The organism is Halobacterium sp. KA-6, from assembly GCF_021029015.1.
GTDB lineage: Archaea > Halobacteriota > Halobacteria > Halobacteriales > Halobacteriaceae > Halobacterium.
The window spans coordinates 13,994-28,114 of sequence record NZ_JAJJZH010000008.1 but is presented as its reverse complement, the minus strand read 5'-3'; the positions used below and the strand labels follow the sequence as shown (position 1 = coordinate 28,114).

At 51.8% G+C, this 14,121-nt stretch carries 16 protein-coding genes; 11 read left to right on the top strand and 5 right to left on the bottom strand.

Features of this window, described 5'->3' with window-relative positions:
• Positions 1 to 10 precede the first annotated feature (10 nt).
• Positions 11 to 259: an ArsR family transcriptional regulator gene (locus LPA46_RS14425; RefSeq protein ID WP_442908259.1), complete on the bottom strand. Its 249-nt coding sequence runs from the start codon at positions 257 to 259 to the stop codon at positions 11 to 13.
• Between the two features lie 456 nt (positions 260 to 715).
• Here LPA46_RS14425 and LPA46_RS14420 point away from each other — a divergent pair, with 456 nt between their 5' ends.
• The 5 genes from LPA46_RS14420 (at position 716) to LPA46_RS14400 (ending at position 4,161) form a co-directional block, all read left to right on the top strand.
• Positions 716 to 1,006, top strand: a complete 291-nt coding sequence (locus LPA46_RS14420) for a helix-turn-helix domain-containing protein (protein WP_230893084.1) — start codon at positions 716 to 718, stop codon at positions 1,004 to 1,006.
• 198 nt (positions 1,007 to 1,204) lie between these two features.
• On the top strand, positions 1,205 to 1,621 hold the full coding sequence (locus tag LPA46_RS14415; RefSeq protein WP_230893083.1) for a hypothetical protein: 417 nt from the start codon (positions 1,205 to 1,207) through the stop codon (positions 1,619 to 1,621).
• A complete protein-coding gene (locus tag LPA46_RS14410) occupies positions 1,621 to 1,887 on the top strand; it encodes a hypothetical protein (protein WP_230893082.1) in 267 nt (88 codons plus the stop codon). Before LPA46_RS14415 ends, LPA46_RS14410 begins: the two co-directional genes overlap by 1 nt.
• Entirely contained in the window at positions 1,884 to 2,714 is an 831-nt protein-coding gene (locus tag LPA46_RS14405) for a hypothetical protein (RefSeq protein WP_230893081.1), read from the top strand. Before LPA46_RS14410 ends, LPA46_RS14405 begins: the two co-directional genes overlap by 4 nt.
• Before the next feature lie 871 nt (positions 2,715 to 3,585).
• The gene (locus LPA46_RS14400; protein WP_230893080.1) at positions 3,586 to 4,161 is read left to right on the top strand and encodes a hypothetical protein; all 576 of its coding nucleotides are present in this window, start codon (positions 3,586 to 3,588) and stop codon (positions 4,159 to 4,161) included.
• A gap of 50 nt (positions 4,162 to 4,211) precedes the next feature.
• On the opposite strand, the gene LPA46_RS14395 is transcribed toward LPA46_RS14400, so the two are convergent.
• On the bottom strand, positions 4,212 to 4,496 hold the full coding sequence (locus tag LPA46_RS14395; protein ID WP_230893079.1) for a hypothetical protein: 285 nt from the start codon (positions 4,494 to 4,496) through the stop codon (positions 4,212 to 4,214).
• 7 nt (positions 4,497 to 4,503) lie between these two features.
• Here LPA46_RS14395 and LPA46_RS14390 point away from each other — a divergent pair, with 7 nt between their 5' ends.
• The 4 genes from LPA46_RS14390 to LPA46_RS14375 all read left to right on the top strand — a co-directional run bounded on the left by LPA46_RS14390 (position 4,504) and on the right by LPA46_RS14375 (position 8,597).
• Positions 4,504 to 5,616, top strand: coding sequence for a hypothetical protein (locus tag LPA46_RS14390; protein ID WP_230893078.1), 1,113 nt, complete (start codon positions 4,504 to 4,506; stop codon positions 5,614 to 5,616).
• The gene (locus LPA46_RS14385) at positions 5,613 to 6,743 is read left to right on the top strand and encodes a hypothetical protein (RefSeq protein WP_230893077.1); all 1,131 of its coding nucleotides are present in this window, start codon (positions 5,613 to 5,615) and stop codon (positions 6,741 to 6,743) included. The genes LPA46_RS14390 and LPA46_RS14385 overlap by 4 nt, the downstream gene beginning before the upstream one ends.
• A 1-nt stretch (position 6,744) precedes the next feature.
• Positions 6,745 to 7,374, top strand: coding sequence for a hypothetical protein (locus LPA46_RS14380; RefSeq protein WP_230893076.1), 630 nt, complete (start codon positions 6,745 to 6,747; stop codon positions 7,372 to 7,374).
• A 932-nt stretch (positions 7,375 to 8,306) separates the two neighbouring features.
• Entirely contained in the window at positions 8,307 to 8,597 is a 291-nt protein-coding gene (locus LPA46_RS14375) for a MazG-like family protein (RefSeq protein ID WP_230893075.1), read from the top strand.
• 232 nt (positions 8,598 to 8,829) lie between these two features.
• Here LPA46_RS14375 and LPA46_RS14370 read toward each other — a convergent pair whose 3' ends face one another.
• Positions 8,830 to 9,681 (bottom strand): hypothetical protein, encoded by an 852-nt coding sequence (locus LPA46_RS14370; RefSeq protein WP_230893074.1) that lies wholly within the window; start codon positions 9,679 to 9,681, stop codon positions 8,830 to 8,832.
• Between the two features lie 190 nt (positions 9,682 to 9,871).
• Positions 9,872 to 10,396 (bottom strand): hypothetical protein, encoded by a 525-nt coding sequence (locus tag LPA46_RS14365; protein WP_230893073.1) that lies wholly within the window; start codon positions 10,394 to 10,396, stop codon positions 9,872 to 9,874.
• A gap of 270 nt (positions 10,397 to 10,666) precedes the next feature.
• On the opposite strand from LPA46_RS14365, the gene LPA46_RS14360 reads away from it, so the two are divergent.
• A complete protein-coding gene (locus LPA46_RS14360; protein WP_230893072.1) occupies positions 10,667 to 12,103 on the top strand; it encodes a hypothetical protein in 1,437 nt (478 codons plus the stop codon).
• Positions 12,104 to 12,267: 164 nt separating this feature from the next.
• The gene (locus LPA46_RS14355) at positions 12,268 to 12,900 is read left to right on the top strand and encodes a hypothetical protein (RefSeq protein ID WP_230893071.1); all 633 of its coding nucleotides are present in this window, start codon (positions 12,268 to 12,270) and stop codon (positions 12,898 to 12,900) included.
• Here the strand turns inward: LPA46_RS14355 and LPA46_RS14350 are convergent.
• Entirely contained in the window at positions 12,878 to 14,110 is a 1,233-nt protein-coding gene (locus LPA46_RS14350; RefSeq protein ID WP_230893070.1) for a hypothetical protein, read from the bottom strand. The two genes, LPA46_RS14355 and LPA46_RS14350, sit on opposite strands and share 23 nt — an antisense overlap.
• Between the last annotated feature and the right edge of the window lie 11 nt (positions 14,111 to 14,121).

Below are 14,121 nucleotides of genomic sequence, written 5' to 3'. Positions count from 1 at the left end.
TGCGGGGAATTCAGTCTTCTAGCTCCTCAGTTGGCAGTTCACCTTCGAGCCACATCCGACCGCGGTCTGAGAGCTGGTAGATTCCACCTTCCTCATCGTAGTACTCGATAAGACCGTGTTCACGGAGACGAAGCACGTGGTCGCGAACAGCGTCTCTCCCCCAGTCAGTATTTTCTGCGATCAGTCGCGGCGACAGAACGAGTTCCTTATTCCCCGGATTCTGTAGGCGTTCGAGAATGTCTCTGTCCATCGGGGTCATCCACGACGCCAGTTCCACACGGGGCATTCACTAAGTTAGGTGAGCGGTGCCGTCTTACAATTTTCGCAAGCTGAGGAATGAACACTATACAGTCTTGTAGAAGCACGGTATAATGGGTAAACACTAAGTAAATTGCGCACAGTATTGTGGTTATCAGGAGCTCCCTATTGGGTTGACACCGAGTCATCTTCTCAGGAAAGTGCGAGCCTCGCTGCTGAGACAGCAGGCTCGCGCGGGCTCCTGTACTCCAGCTACAGAAGCCATGTACGAATCCAACGACGGCCATCAAGAGCCTTCTGCTGTACAGCGCCACGAGAACGACGGCTGCTCAGTCTTCAGAGCGCTGATTCTCGCAGTTGAACGACATGCCCTGGGCGACGTAGCGGTCAGCCTATGTGGTCACCGGGTAGGGGACACGATCGCTCGAAACTTCCCGTACACGGTGGTTGATACGTGATGACCGCGGATGACAATCGCATCGACTGGGACGTGCTCGGGTTCGTGGTGGCTTCGGACTACCGGCGCGCGGTTGTCGACGCGCTTGACGACGCCGGCCCCGCGACCCCAACCACGCTCGGCGAGCGCACCAATCTCGCGATTACGCACGTCTCGCGGACGCTCACGGAACTGCGTGAGCGCGACGTGGTTGAACTGCTCGTTCCTGAGGATCGCAAAAAGGGACGGATTTACGGACTGACGGAGGACGGCCAGCAGCTTGTCGGCGAAATTGATGAGGTGGGCGAGTGACCCAATATACCCCACGTTCGTCTTTCCTTAGCCAAGTTGCCGGTCAGTTCCAAACCGCTGGCCAGTATGCAACTGCGAAAACACGCACTGAACTCCGTGCCCCTGGCCTGAGCGAGCTACTGACCCACGAAGACAGACAAAGCGACGTCCTCACCGGAACTGTCGAAGCTGACATCTCCAAGACCACGGAGGCAGCCGATGCAGTCTAACGCCGATCCCACGCCTCCTGAACGACGCAGTCTTCTTCCCACCGGGAAGTTCGTCCGTGGGCCTCGGAATCTCACGCGGGACGAAATCACCATTGGTATCCACGACCCAACACCCGGAGAGCATCGGTATTATGCGGTTCAGCGCGGCGACACCTACATAACCAACGCCGAGGAGCGTCAGCCGCGGATTCACGTCGCGTACGTCTCCGGGGATGCAACCCGGTACGCAATTCGGTCCTACCCTGGTGTCGAAGTTCGGGACGGCGCTGACTGGCATGCCTTCCAGGGCGGCTTCCCGGTCACCATCCATCCCAGAACAGAACTCACCTCAACACCACCCGAAACTAGAGAGGGGCTCCGCCAGCTCGTCACCGAACTCCACGCACTTGATGGAGGAGATGCGTGATGGCCGCAACCAGTCTCAAAGACAGGCCATGCGGCCACACGACGCTCAAGAACACAACCACACTCACTACCCATGGTACTGAGGAGTGGTCGTTCGACCTTGCCCACGAGCCACCGCTCGTCGAGCACACCATGGGCCAAGCAGGTCACAAGCCGATCCTCGACGCTATAGAACTGGTCTTCCGGCCTCCCGACCGGACGACCATTCACTCGCCTCAGCCTCGTATCGCCCCTTCAGTCGACTCCTACTTTCTAAGCCATCAATGAGTACTACTGAGACCCCGACTGCTGTCACGGAAGCCCAACACCAGTTCCAGAACGACGAGGTAGCGGCTGCGTTCGAAACACTCACTGAGGAAGTCCAACGTCTCCACGCTGAGAATCAACGGCTCAACGAGCGTGTCAGTGAACTCGAACAGCAACATGAACCAGAGGACAACCAAGACCAGAAACCCGACTACGAACACCTTGAGGAGCGCGTAACCGACCTCGAACGCGACCTCGAAAACCAACCTAACATCGAGTGGGAGGGGCCAGACCCGAAGGACCTCGCGATCACGGCGACAGCAGCCGGGAATACGGTCAAACCCTACAAGGCGATCCGCGATCGCGTGGAAACCGACCAATTCGACCACTTGGACGAACGCGTTCGCGACCTCGAAGACGGCAACGTCGACATAGTCGTCCGGGGGGAATTTGACGGCGAGGAACTGCCGATCGAACGCAAGATCGCCGAACGCAACGCCGGCGGGGACCTCACAGCAAACAAAGCCCGCGCCACGCTCGTTTTCCCAAAATTCGGCACCCACGCCCAGACACATGGCGGCTCACAACTCGTGTTATCCTCCTCGGACGTCCGCACAATCCTTGCAGAGACGACTGATCGCTGTGAGTGGCCGAACGAGACGATCAAGCGGGTGATGCAGTGGACGGCGAAACTCACCTCCCGCCGCGACAATACCCAGAATTTGCGGCCACGCGACGACCAGAACTTACTCACACTTCGCACTGGCCGAAACGGCGAATTAGAGCTTGTCGCGGATCTCGAGGACTACCAACAGTACTACGACCAACTCCAGAACGACCAACCATGACTACAGAGGAATAGAACCAGAGAGGCCTCCGGCGTCACGGTGTTGTGATGCCAGCTCCCCGGACGGGTGTGACGGTGACTATCGGCGACAAATTCGTCGATACGAGTTCCACCCACTCCGCCCTTGCAAACTGTGTTTGCCTACCGCACGGTAAACTCACAGCCCCGACTGACACCCCTCCTTCTAAGAATTCTTTGTGGTCGAGCAGAGCATGCTTCGCGTCACACTTACCTCTCTCCCAGAATCACAACACTGTGACGCGAGATTCGCTTAGGATTGGTCCCGGAGTGTTTTCGCACGCTACAAGCCTTAGCTTCGACTGCAGGAGTGACAATAGAATCCTCGGGAGGGACGTACCTCATCGAAACCAGACCTTCACTTTCACTACGCTCTGGGTGCCAATATACTCTCTCATCAAAGACCTATTTAGAAGGGTTCTACCGCCGTTCTATGACTTTCAGTCCTTCTGCTCGGGAAACGCAACTACTAACCTCTAGTGCGGCGTGCCAACTATCGTCGTTCAGGGCGGCTTCCGCCGTCGTGGGCGGCGACGAGGCCCGATATGAAAGAACCTACATCGAGAGCGGCAGCGCTGTTCCGAGCAGGTCAAGCGCGAGCCGCCAAAGCCACTTCGTGGCTGAAGTCGAAAAAAGAGGCGCTGGATGTCTGGGCGACGTTCATCCGTGTCTCTCTCGGCATCGTTCGCGTCGTCATCTCGCTCGCTAGACTGTAAGGCGGGAGGCGGCATCCCTTTCGTCTCCACTTAGGTTCGTTAGATCCACCTATGGATTCCTGTCGATACGGTATCTCGTAAGCTTATACTGCAACTTATTGGCCTAGAATTACTTTCGAATAGCTTCTATTGACGACTATGCGAGATGACCGCCAGAATGCTGATGCACGAGCTAGCGATGGAAACGCAGCGAACGTCCGCGATATCGAGGCGACGGATGGGAGTCAGGCGAACGTCCAGACCGAGGTCAAGCGCCACAGTAAACCGAAGCCGCACAACGAGCAGGGAACTGGCGAGTTCAACGGAATCGCGTTTCTGTTCCAAGTGCTCTCGAACTACGTACCCGCGAAGTACTTTGACGGTATCTTCGGTACGTCCACGGTCGGTGGGCTTCTCGTAATGGGCTACTGGCTCTGGGCCGGTCTATACTCGAATTTCCCAGACGCATCTGTTACAGTACCAAAGTATGCGATTTTCGCATTCGGGGTAGCACTCGTCGGCGGAGTTTACCTCTCCGTTCGGGAACAATCACAGTGTCCGGAGTGCGGGTCGCTGTTTGCGCTTCGGCGGGAAGAGCGTGAAGTCGAGCGCGACAAATTTCAGGGGAAACCTGATGATCTCCTAGTCCGCCGCGAAGAGAACCGCACCAAGTGCGGCTACGAAGACGAATTCGAGTTCTGGAAGGCTGGCCCAGAACAATCTACCACGCAGTAGGCACTCTACGCAGCTTCACTTCTGGCTGAGGCTTTCTCCCGGCAAGCTGTTTAGAGAACGTTGTGGTCGTCGGATGCCTCGATGTCCCCCTCCCACTGGTCGGCAGCTTGGCCGATCCCGAACCGTCGCTCCGCGGTTCCCGTAATTCGGCCGTTGAGCGTATCGACGTAATCTGCGAGCTGCTCCATAGTTCTCAATTCTACGAGCGCGGATAGTCGCGTAAACGCCAGCCTAAGAAGCTCTATGACGAAGACTTCCCGAATGATCACCTTTTTGTAACCTCCGGGATGAGGATAAGATAACTCGAAGTGTACTGTCCAGCGGCTAACCTCCATTATAAAAATGTCTGATGACCATACGCTCTGGGATTATCAATCTGAGTCGCTGAGGCAGTTACAACTCCATACGTTCGAACAGGTGAACGAGGAGGAGAAAACGGCGAGGGGTTTAACCTTTATATCCGATCAGAATCCTTTAGACACAATTGACGAATTTGACTTCCCGGAATTCACGGTTAAATTAGATCGGAGAGATGCTTTTGCTGTTCTAGATCTCCAGCGTCGTCGTGAAAGCTCCAAGTATGATGATGGCTACAAAATATTCCAAGAGAAGGTCTACCTTTTCAGTAATGAGGAAGAGGAGGTTTTCACGGCATACGCTTTGAGTGACCAGGATTTCTATCTGTACGGTCTTCGGCGGTTCTTCACCGGGCTGCCGGGGGCAACTACGTCTTTCCTGAGTACTAGTGAAATAAAGAAGCTGCTCTCAAGTCTTGAAAGTGAGGTTCAGGGAGATGTAATCGTTGAGGAAGCTGTAATCAAATCTCCCAATTCGAAGACTGATATCCAGTATCTGAACGAACCTTACTATAGTCTTTTTAGTAGTAAGAAAGTCGCCGAAGATGACTACTTCGTCGACAAAGTCCAGTTCCGTATTAAGAATGGCAGGGACTCGTTCTCAGGGTTCCTCTCCAGAAACGGCGATACTCGGTTTACTAGCGGGTCCGGATCGGTATATTTCCAATATCTCCTACGGAACCTCTCTAAGTCGATTTCCGAAAAAGGACAACTCTTTGTCGGAAAAAGTAGAGAATACGGGTCACGAGAGGCGGAGAGGCTGGAGATTGAGTACGATCCTGGCGAAATCAAAGGGGTCGATGCTAACCAAGACTTAATTGATACACTTCGGGGTATGACTCACTCGTCGGTTACTGTCTACCATTCTAACCCATATATGCACGCGTCTATCCTCGATTTTGAGGATGGATCAACAGCTGACGTATTCATCACCTCTGACCGGAAAATATCGATAATTCCTGGATTTAGTGCCTCCCGGAGCTCTCTAACCAGAATCTGCGATAGTATTACACAAGGATTTGGTGAAGGTGAAGTTCAAGAAGGTGAGAATTCAAAACGCGAGTTTGATAGCTACTTCAGCGGAGGCCAACAGGCATGACGGAACGCGGCTTCAAGCGTTGCGTCAGATCAGCGGTTAGGGAGTTTGATCGCTACGATAGGGATGTTGACGTGGTCACCTGTTGGGAAGTCTTCCTGAGTGACCAATATGGATATCATTTCCGGAGTTTCAACTTTGACCGATTCCCGAATATTCTTGATGAACGGGTTAACCCGTCGTTTACAGCGTATTTTAATGATGAGTACGGAATCGTTTTTGAAACCTACCATGACCGCATCGCTAAGATCGATGAGGAAGTTTCCCGTCTCAAAAAGTTAAGCAACTGTGAGTTAGCTACCGACCGCGGTCGGGATAGAAGGCCAGAGACTCTTGACATCGCTTTACTCGTCGATGCTGATGAAGTTCAGACCGTCGGTCACTCTCTGAAAGAGGAAATTGAGGCGGGGAATTTGGACTGTGATTCCAACATTATCCTCCTTGACTTCGACTTTATTGGACGTAATGATCGCCCTCGGTATCGATTTCGCCGATCCTCTATTCTTGAAGATAATTTCGAGGATGCAGCCCTCCCCGGAGGTCGGAAACTGAGCAATAAACTCTCCCAACAAGGTCAAGAATTCGAGAATATTCAGATTCCCACGAACGAAGATTTCTCCGAGTTCAAAGCTACGGGTATGATTACAAATAAAGCTCCATCTGAGCTTTATCTTGCCTGCCGGCTTTGGAACGGTGTCTTCATCGAATTCCTCTCTGATGATGAATTAGAGGCTTGGAAAACGGGTAGTTCCAGAGGTGGAATTGACAAAATAGTTGAGGCCTCTGAAATACGCGAGAAGATAAATCAAGAGCTGATTCCTGGTGCGAACGTCGATGATAAGTGGGTTATTGATGCACTTGAATATCTCGCGATTTGCGGTGTAGCGGAAAAGTCGGGAGATGGCGAATTCAATATTGAATTCAAAAACCTTCGGGATAAGAAGCGAGAATATAATGACACCTCTAGTGCCCGCAGTAAGGTCTCCGACCTCGCTTGGTTGCTTAGTGAATGGCACTGTGAGAATAGAACACAAAAGAGTAGAGAAGAACTGGCCGAGTTCATAGCTGCTGACTCCGTGGACTCCAATTCTCTCGATGGTTTGGGGAAAGCTGAACTGACTGACTTCTAGTATGGATTCTGACCGCTCTCCTAAATCCGATCTTGCTGATCGCTATCAAGAGATGGTTCAACTCCAGGTTGATGCCGTGATGAATTTCGACAACAAGGCCTGGAGAGCAGCTAGAGTTGTTGGCCTGATAATCGGGGCCATTCTAACCGGTGTTTCTCTCCTAGTGGGGAAAAACTTCGATGCTAACATCGACCAAATTCCGTCTATCTTTGCTCTCTTTGTTGGATTTGCTTGCCTTATCACCGCTTTAATATTCTCTATAATTAGCTACCTAAGCTCTATTGTCGGATTTGGGCCTACCACAGATATTGGAGACCATATTGGAGATAATGATTCGATAGATACCGAAGAATACCAGTCTACTATTATCGATTCATACACGAATACCATCAGAAAGAACAATAAAGTCCTGAAAGCAAAATCTCGCCGACTCCGATATACACTCACAAGTCTACTATCCGCCGTGATATTCATCTCTATCGGATTTCTTCTGCTGATTTTCGATTTATCCATAATATGTGCTAGTCTTGTGGTTTTGCTGGGCGCCTTGGTTTCCAGTTATGCCGCGTACTATATTGTTCAGCAGAAGTATGCGGCCATCAACGGTAAGGAGAATTCTGGGGAAGATTAATTCTCACGGCAGAAAATTCGACTTATCGTTGAACCGATGACAAAGTTGATTTCCAACCTACACAATCGTCCGACGTGCCGGTTAGCAACCTGAATCTGTATGATGTTCTGGTGGACCTCATACCCGGTACGTTCGCAGTCGGGATAGGACTCCTTCTCTTCTGGCCGGAAAATTTGACCATGATTAGTGGTCTGTTCTTACTGGTTGCCGGTTACGTCGCTGGGCGGATTCTACATGCGTTAGGCTCGCTTGGGGGGTCCTGCAGAACTGACCGCTACCTTGCCGGCCGTCATCTTTGGCGACCACGTCGACGGCAAGGGTGAGGTGCGATCTGCCGAATCTCGTATCGCAGCCGCGTTCGAGGGAGACACTGACGAGAGTTCGTCTGAGCGAGCTGATAGTGTAGACGACGAGATTGTGATTAAGGTCGTAGCGAAGTTAGAGAAGCGCATGAGTGGAGCCCAGAGCGAGGGGGTACCGGATGACGTCGACCCATTCCGTCGTTTCGGAGAATCCTTCCTGTACGGACGGAACACGCTATATCGGAAGTACGAGATGCTGACTACGTTTTACCGAACTTGTGGCTCGTTTCCGCTCTATCCCTCTTCGTCCTTCCTGCGTATTATTCAGTTCAGATTCCTCCTTTCGCCGGCTTCGCGCTCATTATTGTCTTGCTCCTCGCGAACCTCCTTCTCCTACGACAACACGTGAAGTTCAGAGACAGGAAGTCACAAGCATTCTTCAACGATCTCCATATCGAGTTTGCAACAGCAAGCGCGTTGCCTCGGAATCCCCGAACTATTATCCCGCGACGTGAGCCACTTGAGCACATGAGAAATCTACTTACTCGCTTACAGTCCGAGTACCAGTAGTTCGTAGAGGAGCGGGACTGGGAGCAGTTCCACACGCCGGAGAATCTCGCGGAGGCGATCTTGATCGAGGCGAGCGAACTGCTGGAGTGCTTCCTCTGGCACGACAACCTCGACGCTGAGGACTTCGCCAACGACAAGAAACTCGTTGACAACGTGGAAGAGGAACTAGCGGACGTGGTGATCTACTGTCTGGGGATGACGTCGACGTTAGACGTCGACCTCGAGGAGGCTGTCGAGAGGAAGTTAGCTGCCAACGAGCAGCGGTTCGACGAGACACCAAGTTTCGAGCAGCGGTTGACCAGGAGTCCCAGGCACAGGTGGAACCGCAGAATGGCGGGCGAAGCGACGTAACCTAATGCAACGGTCATGCTTCTCGCGAATTGTCCTTCTTCAAGCGGATTACCATACTCCCTGACTATCACCCGGATGAAGTTGCAGCAACAGCCGAGGTGAAGACGCTGGCCGGGAACGATTCCTTACAGACGACTTCTAGGTGTCTAGAGCGCAGTTGCCCCACCCGTAGGATTCGACGCACAGCTTGCAAACCTCTTCCGTAGGTTTGGATGCCGGTGAACAGCCGTAATTACCTCTCAAACAGTGGCATCACGTACTTCAGATGCTGATACTCTATCGATTCACGTTCGAGGTTGCTCTCCTGCGCAATCCTGACCTCCTTCAGCGAAATTGGATCTATCGACTCCACACCACCGAATTCGTCCGGGAGGCCTTCCATTGGCCCTGAACCTTTGCCCACCAATCGCTCGGTAGTGAACGTGTTCAGCATTACCCGGTCGCCTTCGTAGTGGTTCTTGAAGCGCCTGAAGTGTGAACCCGGCGGATTATCGAAGTCCTGTGCCATAACTACCTGAAATCGATTCTGGTAGTGCTCTCTGATCTTCCCTTCCTCAATCTGTTTTTGCTCTACCTCCTTCGCTGCCTCTTTCACGCTCTCACGTTCATCCGAGGGGTAGATGTAGGTCATGTACCCCCCGTCGTTCATCTCGACAAAACTCATTTTGATGTTGCCATCCCGGTCAACGTCCTCGTCGTAGTTCCACGCACGAATGGTTTCGAGCGCGACTCGGGCAATCTTCTCATCATCGAACAGCAGGCCGATGCCCCACATTCCGCGCTCATACTGATAGAGGTTGCCCTGCCACGCATCCGAATCCCACGTCTCCGGCAAGGGTTGGACAAACATACTCTGCACCATCAGAGAGATGCGTTCGAAGAACAGGTCAAGGGCCGCCACCATGACTGCGAGGACGATACTGATAGGCGGAGGAATTAGGAGAAGACTCGTGACAATCCCGAGAGCGGTGATCGTTCTCGAACCCCACACAACAAAGCTCTTGTACCGTTCGTCGAGGACTACCTTCGGCTTCCAGCTGTCCAACCCAAAGCGGATGTGCCGTTTCAGACCAGCCCTCCGCATATGCAGCTTCGATCGAGCGACAGCGAGGCGCGACCGGAGACGGTCGGTAAGAGAACGAATACAGGTAGACATACTCTCCAGAATTCATCCACGAATAAAAAGGACTCCGCCGTCACACCAACGGTACGCTCCATCCCTCGACGTCGACCATCAACCACACGGTCAGTAATCAACTCACCCTTTAACAGCCTCATCGCCCGATCATCCTAGGCGCAAAGATGAGACGGCCTACGCCTGAGTCCGACGTTGTCCTCCTGTAGACAGCCTGACCAAGGACCGGGCCGTTGCGGTAACTCTCGAAGGCCATGGCGGAAATAATGCCGATTATCATGATCGCTAACATGGCGGCGACAGGGGTGCTGATGGTGATGCCAGCAACGGTAATGAACGCAAGGAGAAGATAGAGCAGGACGGCTACAAGAAAGAGAATTGGTGACAAGATCCGCAAACCGGTTGCGAGTCGCTGGTCAAGCTGTTGGATAGGAATAGTGATGTCGATAAGACGGAGTGCTAGGTATACAATGGAGAGAATAACTAAGCCCTCGGTGTACTCGCCGATATTCTCAGTTTTTACGAGCTCACGAGCAACGGGAGTGAAGTAACTCGCAATAATCGCAGTGGTGACAAGAATATGGATTCTCTCAACATGCCGTCGTTCTTCTACGTCTGAGATTTTGAGGGCATCAAGTAGAACTTCCCGATCTCGTGGGTGCATACAATAACAAGTGACCTTAGAGGAAATATATAAATACAGGATTCACCTCCGAGAGATTATGTGTCTGCATGTACTTAGCGATCTACTCTGCCGGTGATACTGGCGGGCGGCGTGTTCTGTGAGATTTCCCTAGAGCTAATCGGCCCGAGCGCGTTTCGATGTTGAGTACGCCATTCCACTTCCACCAAGCCTACTAGTAGATTGTCGCCCAGTAGTTTACCTGGCGGAGAGACAACAAGTCTATTTACTCCCTTCAAATACACCAAAATAATGGACCGACGAGACGGGACAATTTTTCTATTTCTGTCCGTAATCCTCCTTTCCCCTCTCTTCATTCCGGCCCCGAGTAGTGGCGTGCCTCTGGATGATGACGTTGACATGGCTGAAAAGGCACCTGAGAATTGTATTCCCTCTCCTCGCGCTACACAAACCCATTCTGGAAACTCACCTATGATGGTGGGGGAAGTTTCAACAAAGAAGTCAAATGGAAACATCGTCCGAATTGAGTTTACCCGGACCTCAAATAGGGCGATCCCAGACGGTACTATCCAGCTTCGCTTTGGTTCATTTGGGAACGTCACTAAAGCAGAGGGGTTCTCCAAACAATCGGACGGCATCTACAACTGGGATAGGTCAGCGGACCCTTGGATAGAATACCGCGTTAACGAGACACACTCGGAGCCCAACGAGATAGATCTCACAAACCAGGCCAACGGTTCGCAAATCGTTCCTCTGCCAGCTTATGGAGGGGCAGTACAGGTTGCATTTGAGCCTGCTCAACACGGATACCTTGGCTCTCGATTCGCATATTTGGGCGAGTATGAAACGAGGTCAATCCAAGCTGGGTGCCAAGAAATCACGCTAATTATCCCTTCGAACGCTGAACTCGTCAAACCCCCCGACCAGATTCTAAACGCCCTCAACGAGACTGCATATCGGCTACCAGTGGGGCGAGCTTATGACCACGTTCGAGTTTTCGGCTATCCTGGTGACTTAGGAGATGTAGCAGGTTTTGTCCGAGGAACGGAGTATGGTGTGAATGCTGGACCTGAGGTCATAATTGAAGATCAGGCACCTCTTGGTGGGCCACTTGAATTTACGTGGCGGCACGAGTATATCCATACGCGCCAGAGCTTCGCGTTAACGTCAGAACTAGAATGGGTTCGGGAAGCCTCGGCGAATTATTTTGCGTACCGGACTGCGTTAGATAGCGGGTCCATCTCACCAAGAGAGTACGATGCACTCTTAGCCTGGAATCACGGCCGGAACTACGCCAAACAACTTGCCAACCACAGCGACTCCCGGGTGGCCTACGTCTGGGGACCACTAATCCTATCAAAGGTAGACGCAAGGATGCAGTCTACCACTAGTCAGACGCTCTTAGATACATTCCGATGGATGAATCATGCTGAAACAGACCGGGAGGGAATCACTCTCAATCAATTCCAAAACCATACGTTAAGAGAAACAAACCATACTACATCACCACCCCCAGAATTCAATTTAACTCAAGCGATCACCACAACTGAACCTCCGAAGCCTGCATATCTCAGAGGCCCTCAATGGTTGCCCGCCGAGATTCGGGAGTTCTGGCTTCCAGTAAATATCCGTTTCTTGAGGCTGGCCTATCGATTCGCGGGGATTCTATGGCTAGTGATCGTCTGCGTGAATATTGCTGAATACCTCGGACTTACGATTGAGAAATGACGTCAAAGTTCGAAGCGAGAATACTCAGTTCGTAGATTTGCGTACCCCCTCTGATATCAGCGCGTATCGATGACAGAACGAGTCTACGACCACTTCCAGCACCGGTAATACTCAAGGAAACAGCCCCGAGCAGGTTTATAAGACGGCAGAGTTCACAGTTTCATGTGCCTGAAGCAGTGGAGGGGCGAGAGGAGCCCGACGATGCTGAGAACGAGGGGGGCGGTCTCCGTGAAGACCTCTACGAACAGTTCGACGTCACCGACTTTGACCGATTAATGATTGTGGCGCTTACGTCCATGCTTGAGCTATCACTCCAAACGGAGTCGCGCTACGACGTCGATGAACGATCCGAAATTCTCGCGCAAATCGCGCTCTACCAAGCCTATGAGCGTAGTCCCAAACTCAAATTCTTTGCTTGGGTAACAACATTCATCGTCGGCTTTGATCTTCTGTACCCTCTCAGTCCCGGAATTTATGGAATCTACTTCATCGCGTTCGCAACTGTCAACGGGTTCCTGTCCACGTTCCGTGCACCGTTGAGAATGGCCGCAGAGCTCGAAGGAGCAGTTGATGAAGACGGCATGCCCGCTGATTATCGGGCCAGAGCTCTCACCAGCGTCAACACAAACATTACTCTCGTCCTATTCGCTATTGGCGTTGTGTTTCAGGTGCTCGTCAGCGGTGGGCACGTCCAAGGGGAGATTGTTACGAGGAATGTTGCTGGCGGGCGTGTAAACCCGATTATTTCTGGAATCGTTTTACTTTCACTGCCTATCATCTACAACCGTATTCGTTGATGATCCACTCCTGGAAGTCTTCATTATAATACTTCCAAGCCTGCTTCCCGACTTCCTCCGGTTCCGCCTCGCCATAATGCTTGATTTCTTCACCGACTACCCAGCCATACTCCATCATGTACTGGAGAATCCTTGTAGACGGCTCCGTTGATATAATCAAAGTATCCGTGATATTGGCTGGAATTGCATCCACAACCTTATCTTCAGGCGGGAACGTCGCTTCTGCGTACGGCAGCTGATCATCCAATTTCTCCACATACGGCTTTGTCAACGGCTTATCCGGTAACGATTCTACCACTCGATGATTCGTAGAGCAAACCGGGCACTCCTCCACATCCAAGTAATCCGTTAAGTCGTGCTCTGCATACTGCCTCCGCATCTCCGAAATCTGAGCCTCCAAGAAATCAGACTTCAAATACTTCTCAGGATTCTCCATAATCCTGTCCTCCACTTTCTCTCGCTCACTTTCAGACATAGCCACATCGCTCATCTTCTCAATTCTTCCGTACAGGAAATTACCCCACTTCCCGCCGAGTTCTTGAGGGTGCTCAATTTTCCCTCCCCCAGGATCGATCTCAGTCCTGGTGAAATCGCCGGGATTCACCGGGTCAATAGTGGAGAAAAACAGGACCTTCGGGAATTTGAAGAAGACATGTATTTCGTTATCGTCGTAGACGCTGGTACCGTCAATATTCCGCTGCATGTAAATCTCGAAGTTCTCAGGTCCTTCAGGATCGGACTCAGCCAAGTCCAGCTCATCAAGGAAGAAGATATGGTGATTCGACGGATCCTCGGATAGCGGCTTTTCTTCAAGTAATATCTGCCTCCACGTTTCCAAACGTTGTTTGACAACATCTATCTTTGAATGATTTGAATCCTGCCAAACAGCGAGTTTAGACTCCATCAACCTCCAAGATACAGAAAGAACGAAACGAAGTAGCCACTCCCCATATTCGAATTCCTCTTTCTCACGACGGACATAAGGATAGAACACCTTGGAAGCGAACTTACCCTCATACGGCGAAAATATCTGCTCGCACTCTCTGCACAGCAACTTCTCGTGATAATTCTGAATTCGCGTATCCGGCTCAACAGCCCTTCGCAGAAATGGCGTCGGCCCGGACTTCTTCATCCATTTGATGATAAAGTTCGGGATTATGTGGCTGTTCTGCAGCTCTTTTTCCTCCTTACAGAGCCGGCACTCATCCATAGTTTACGGGT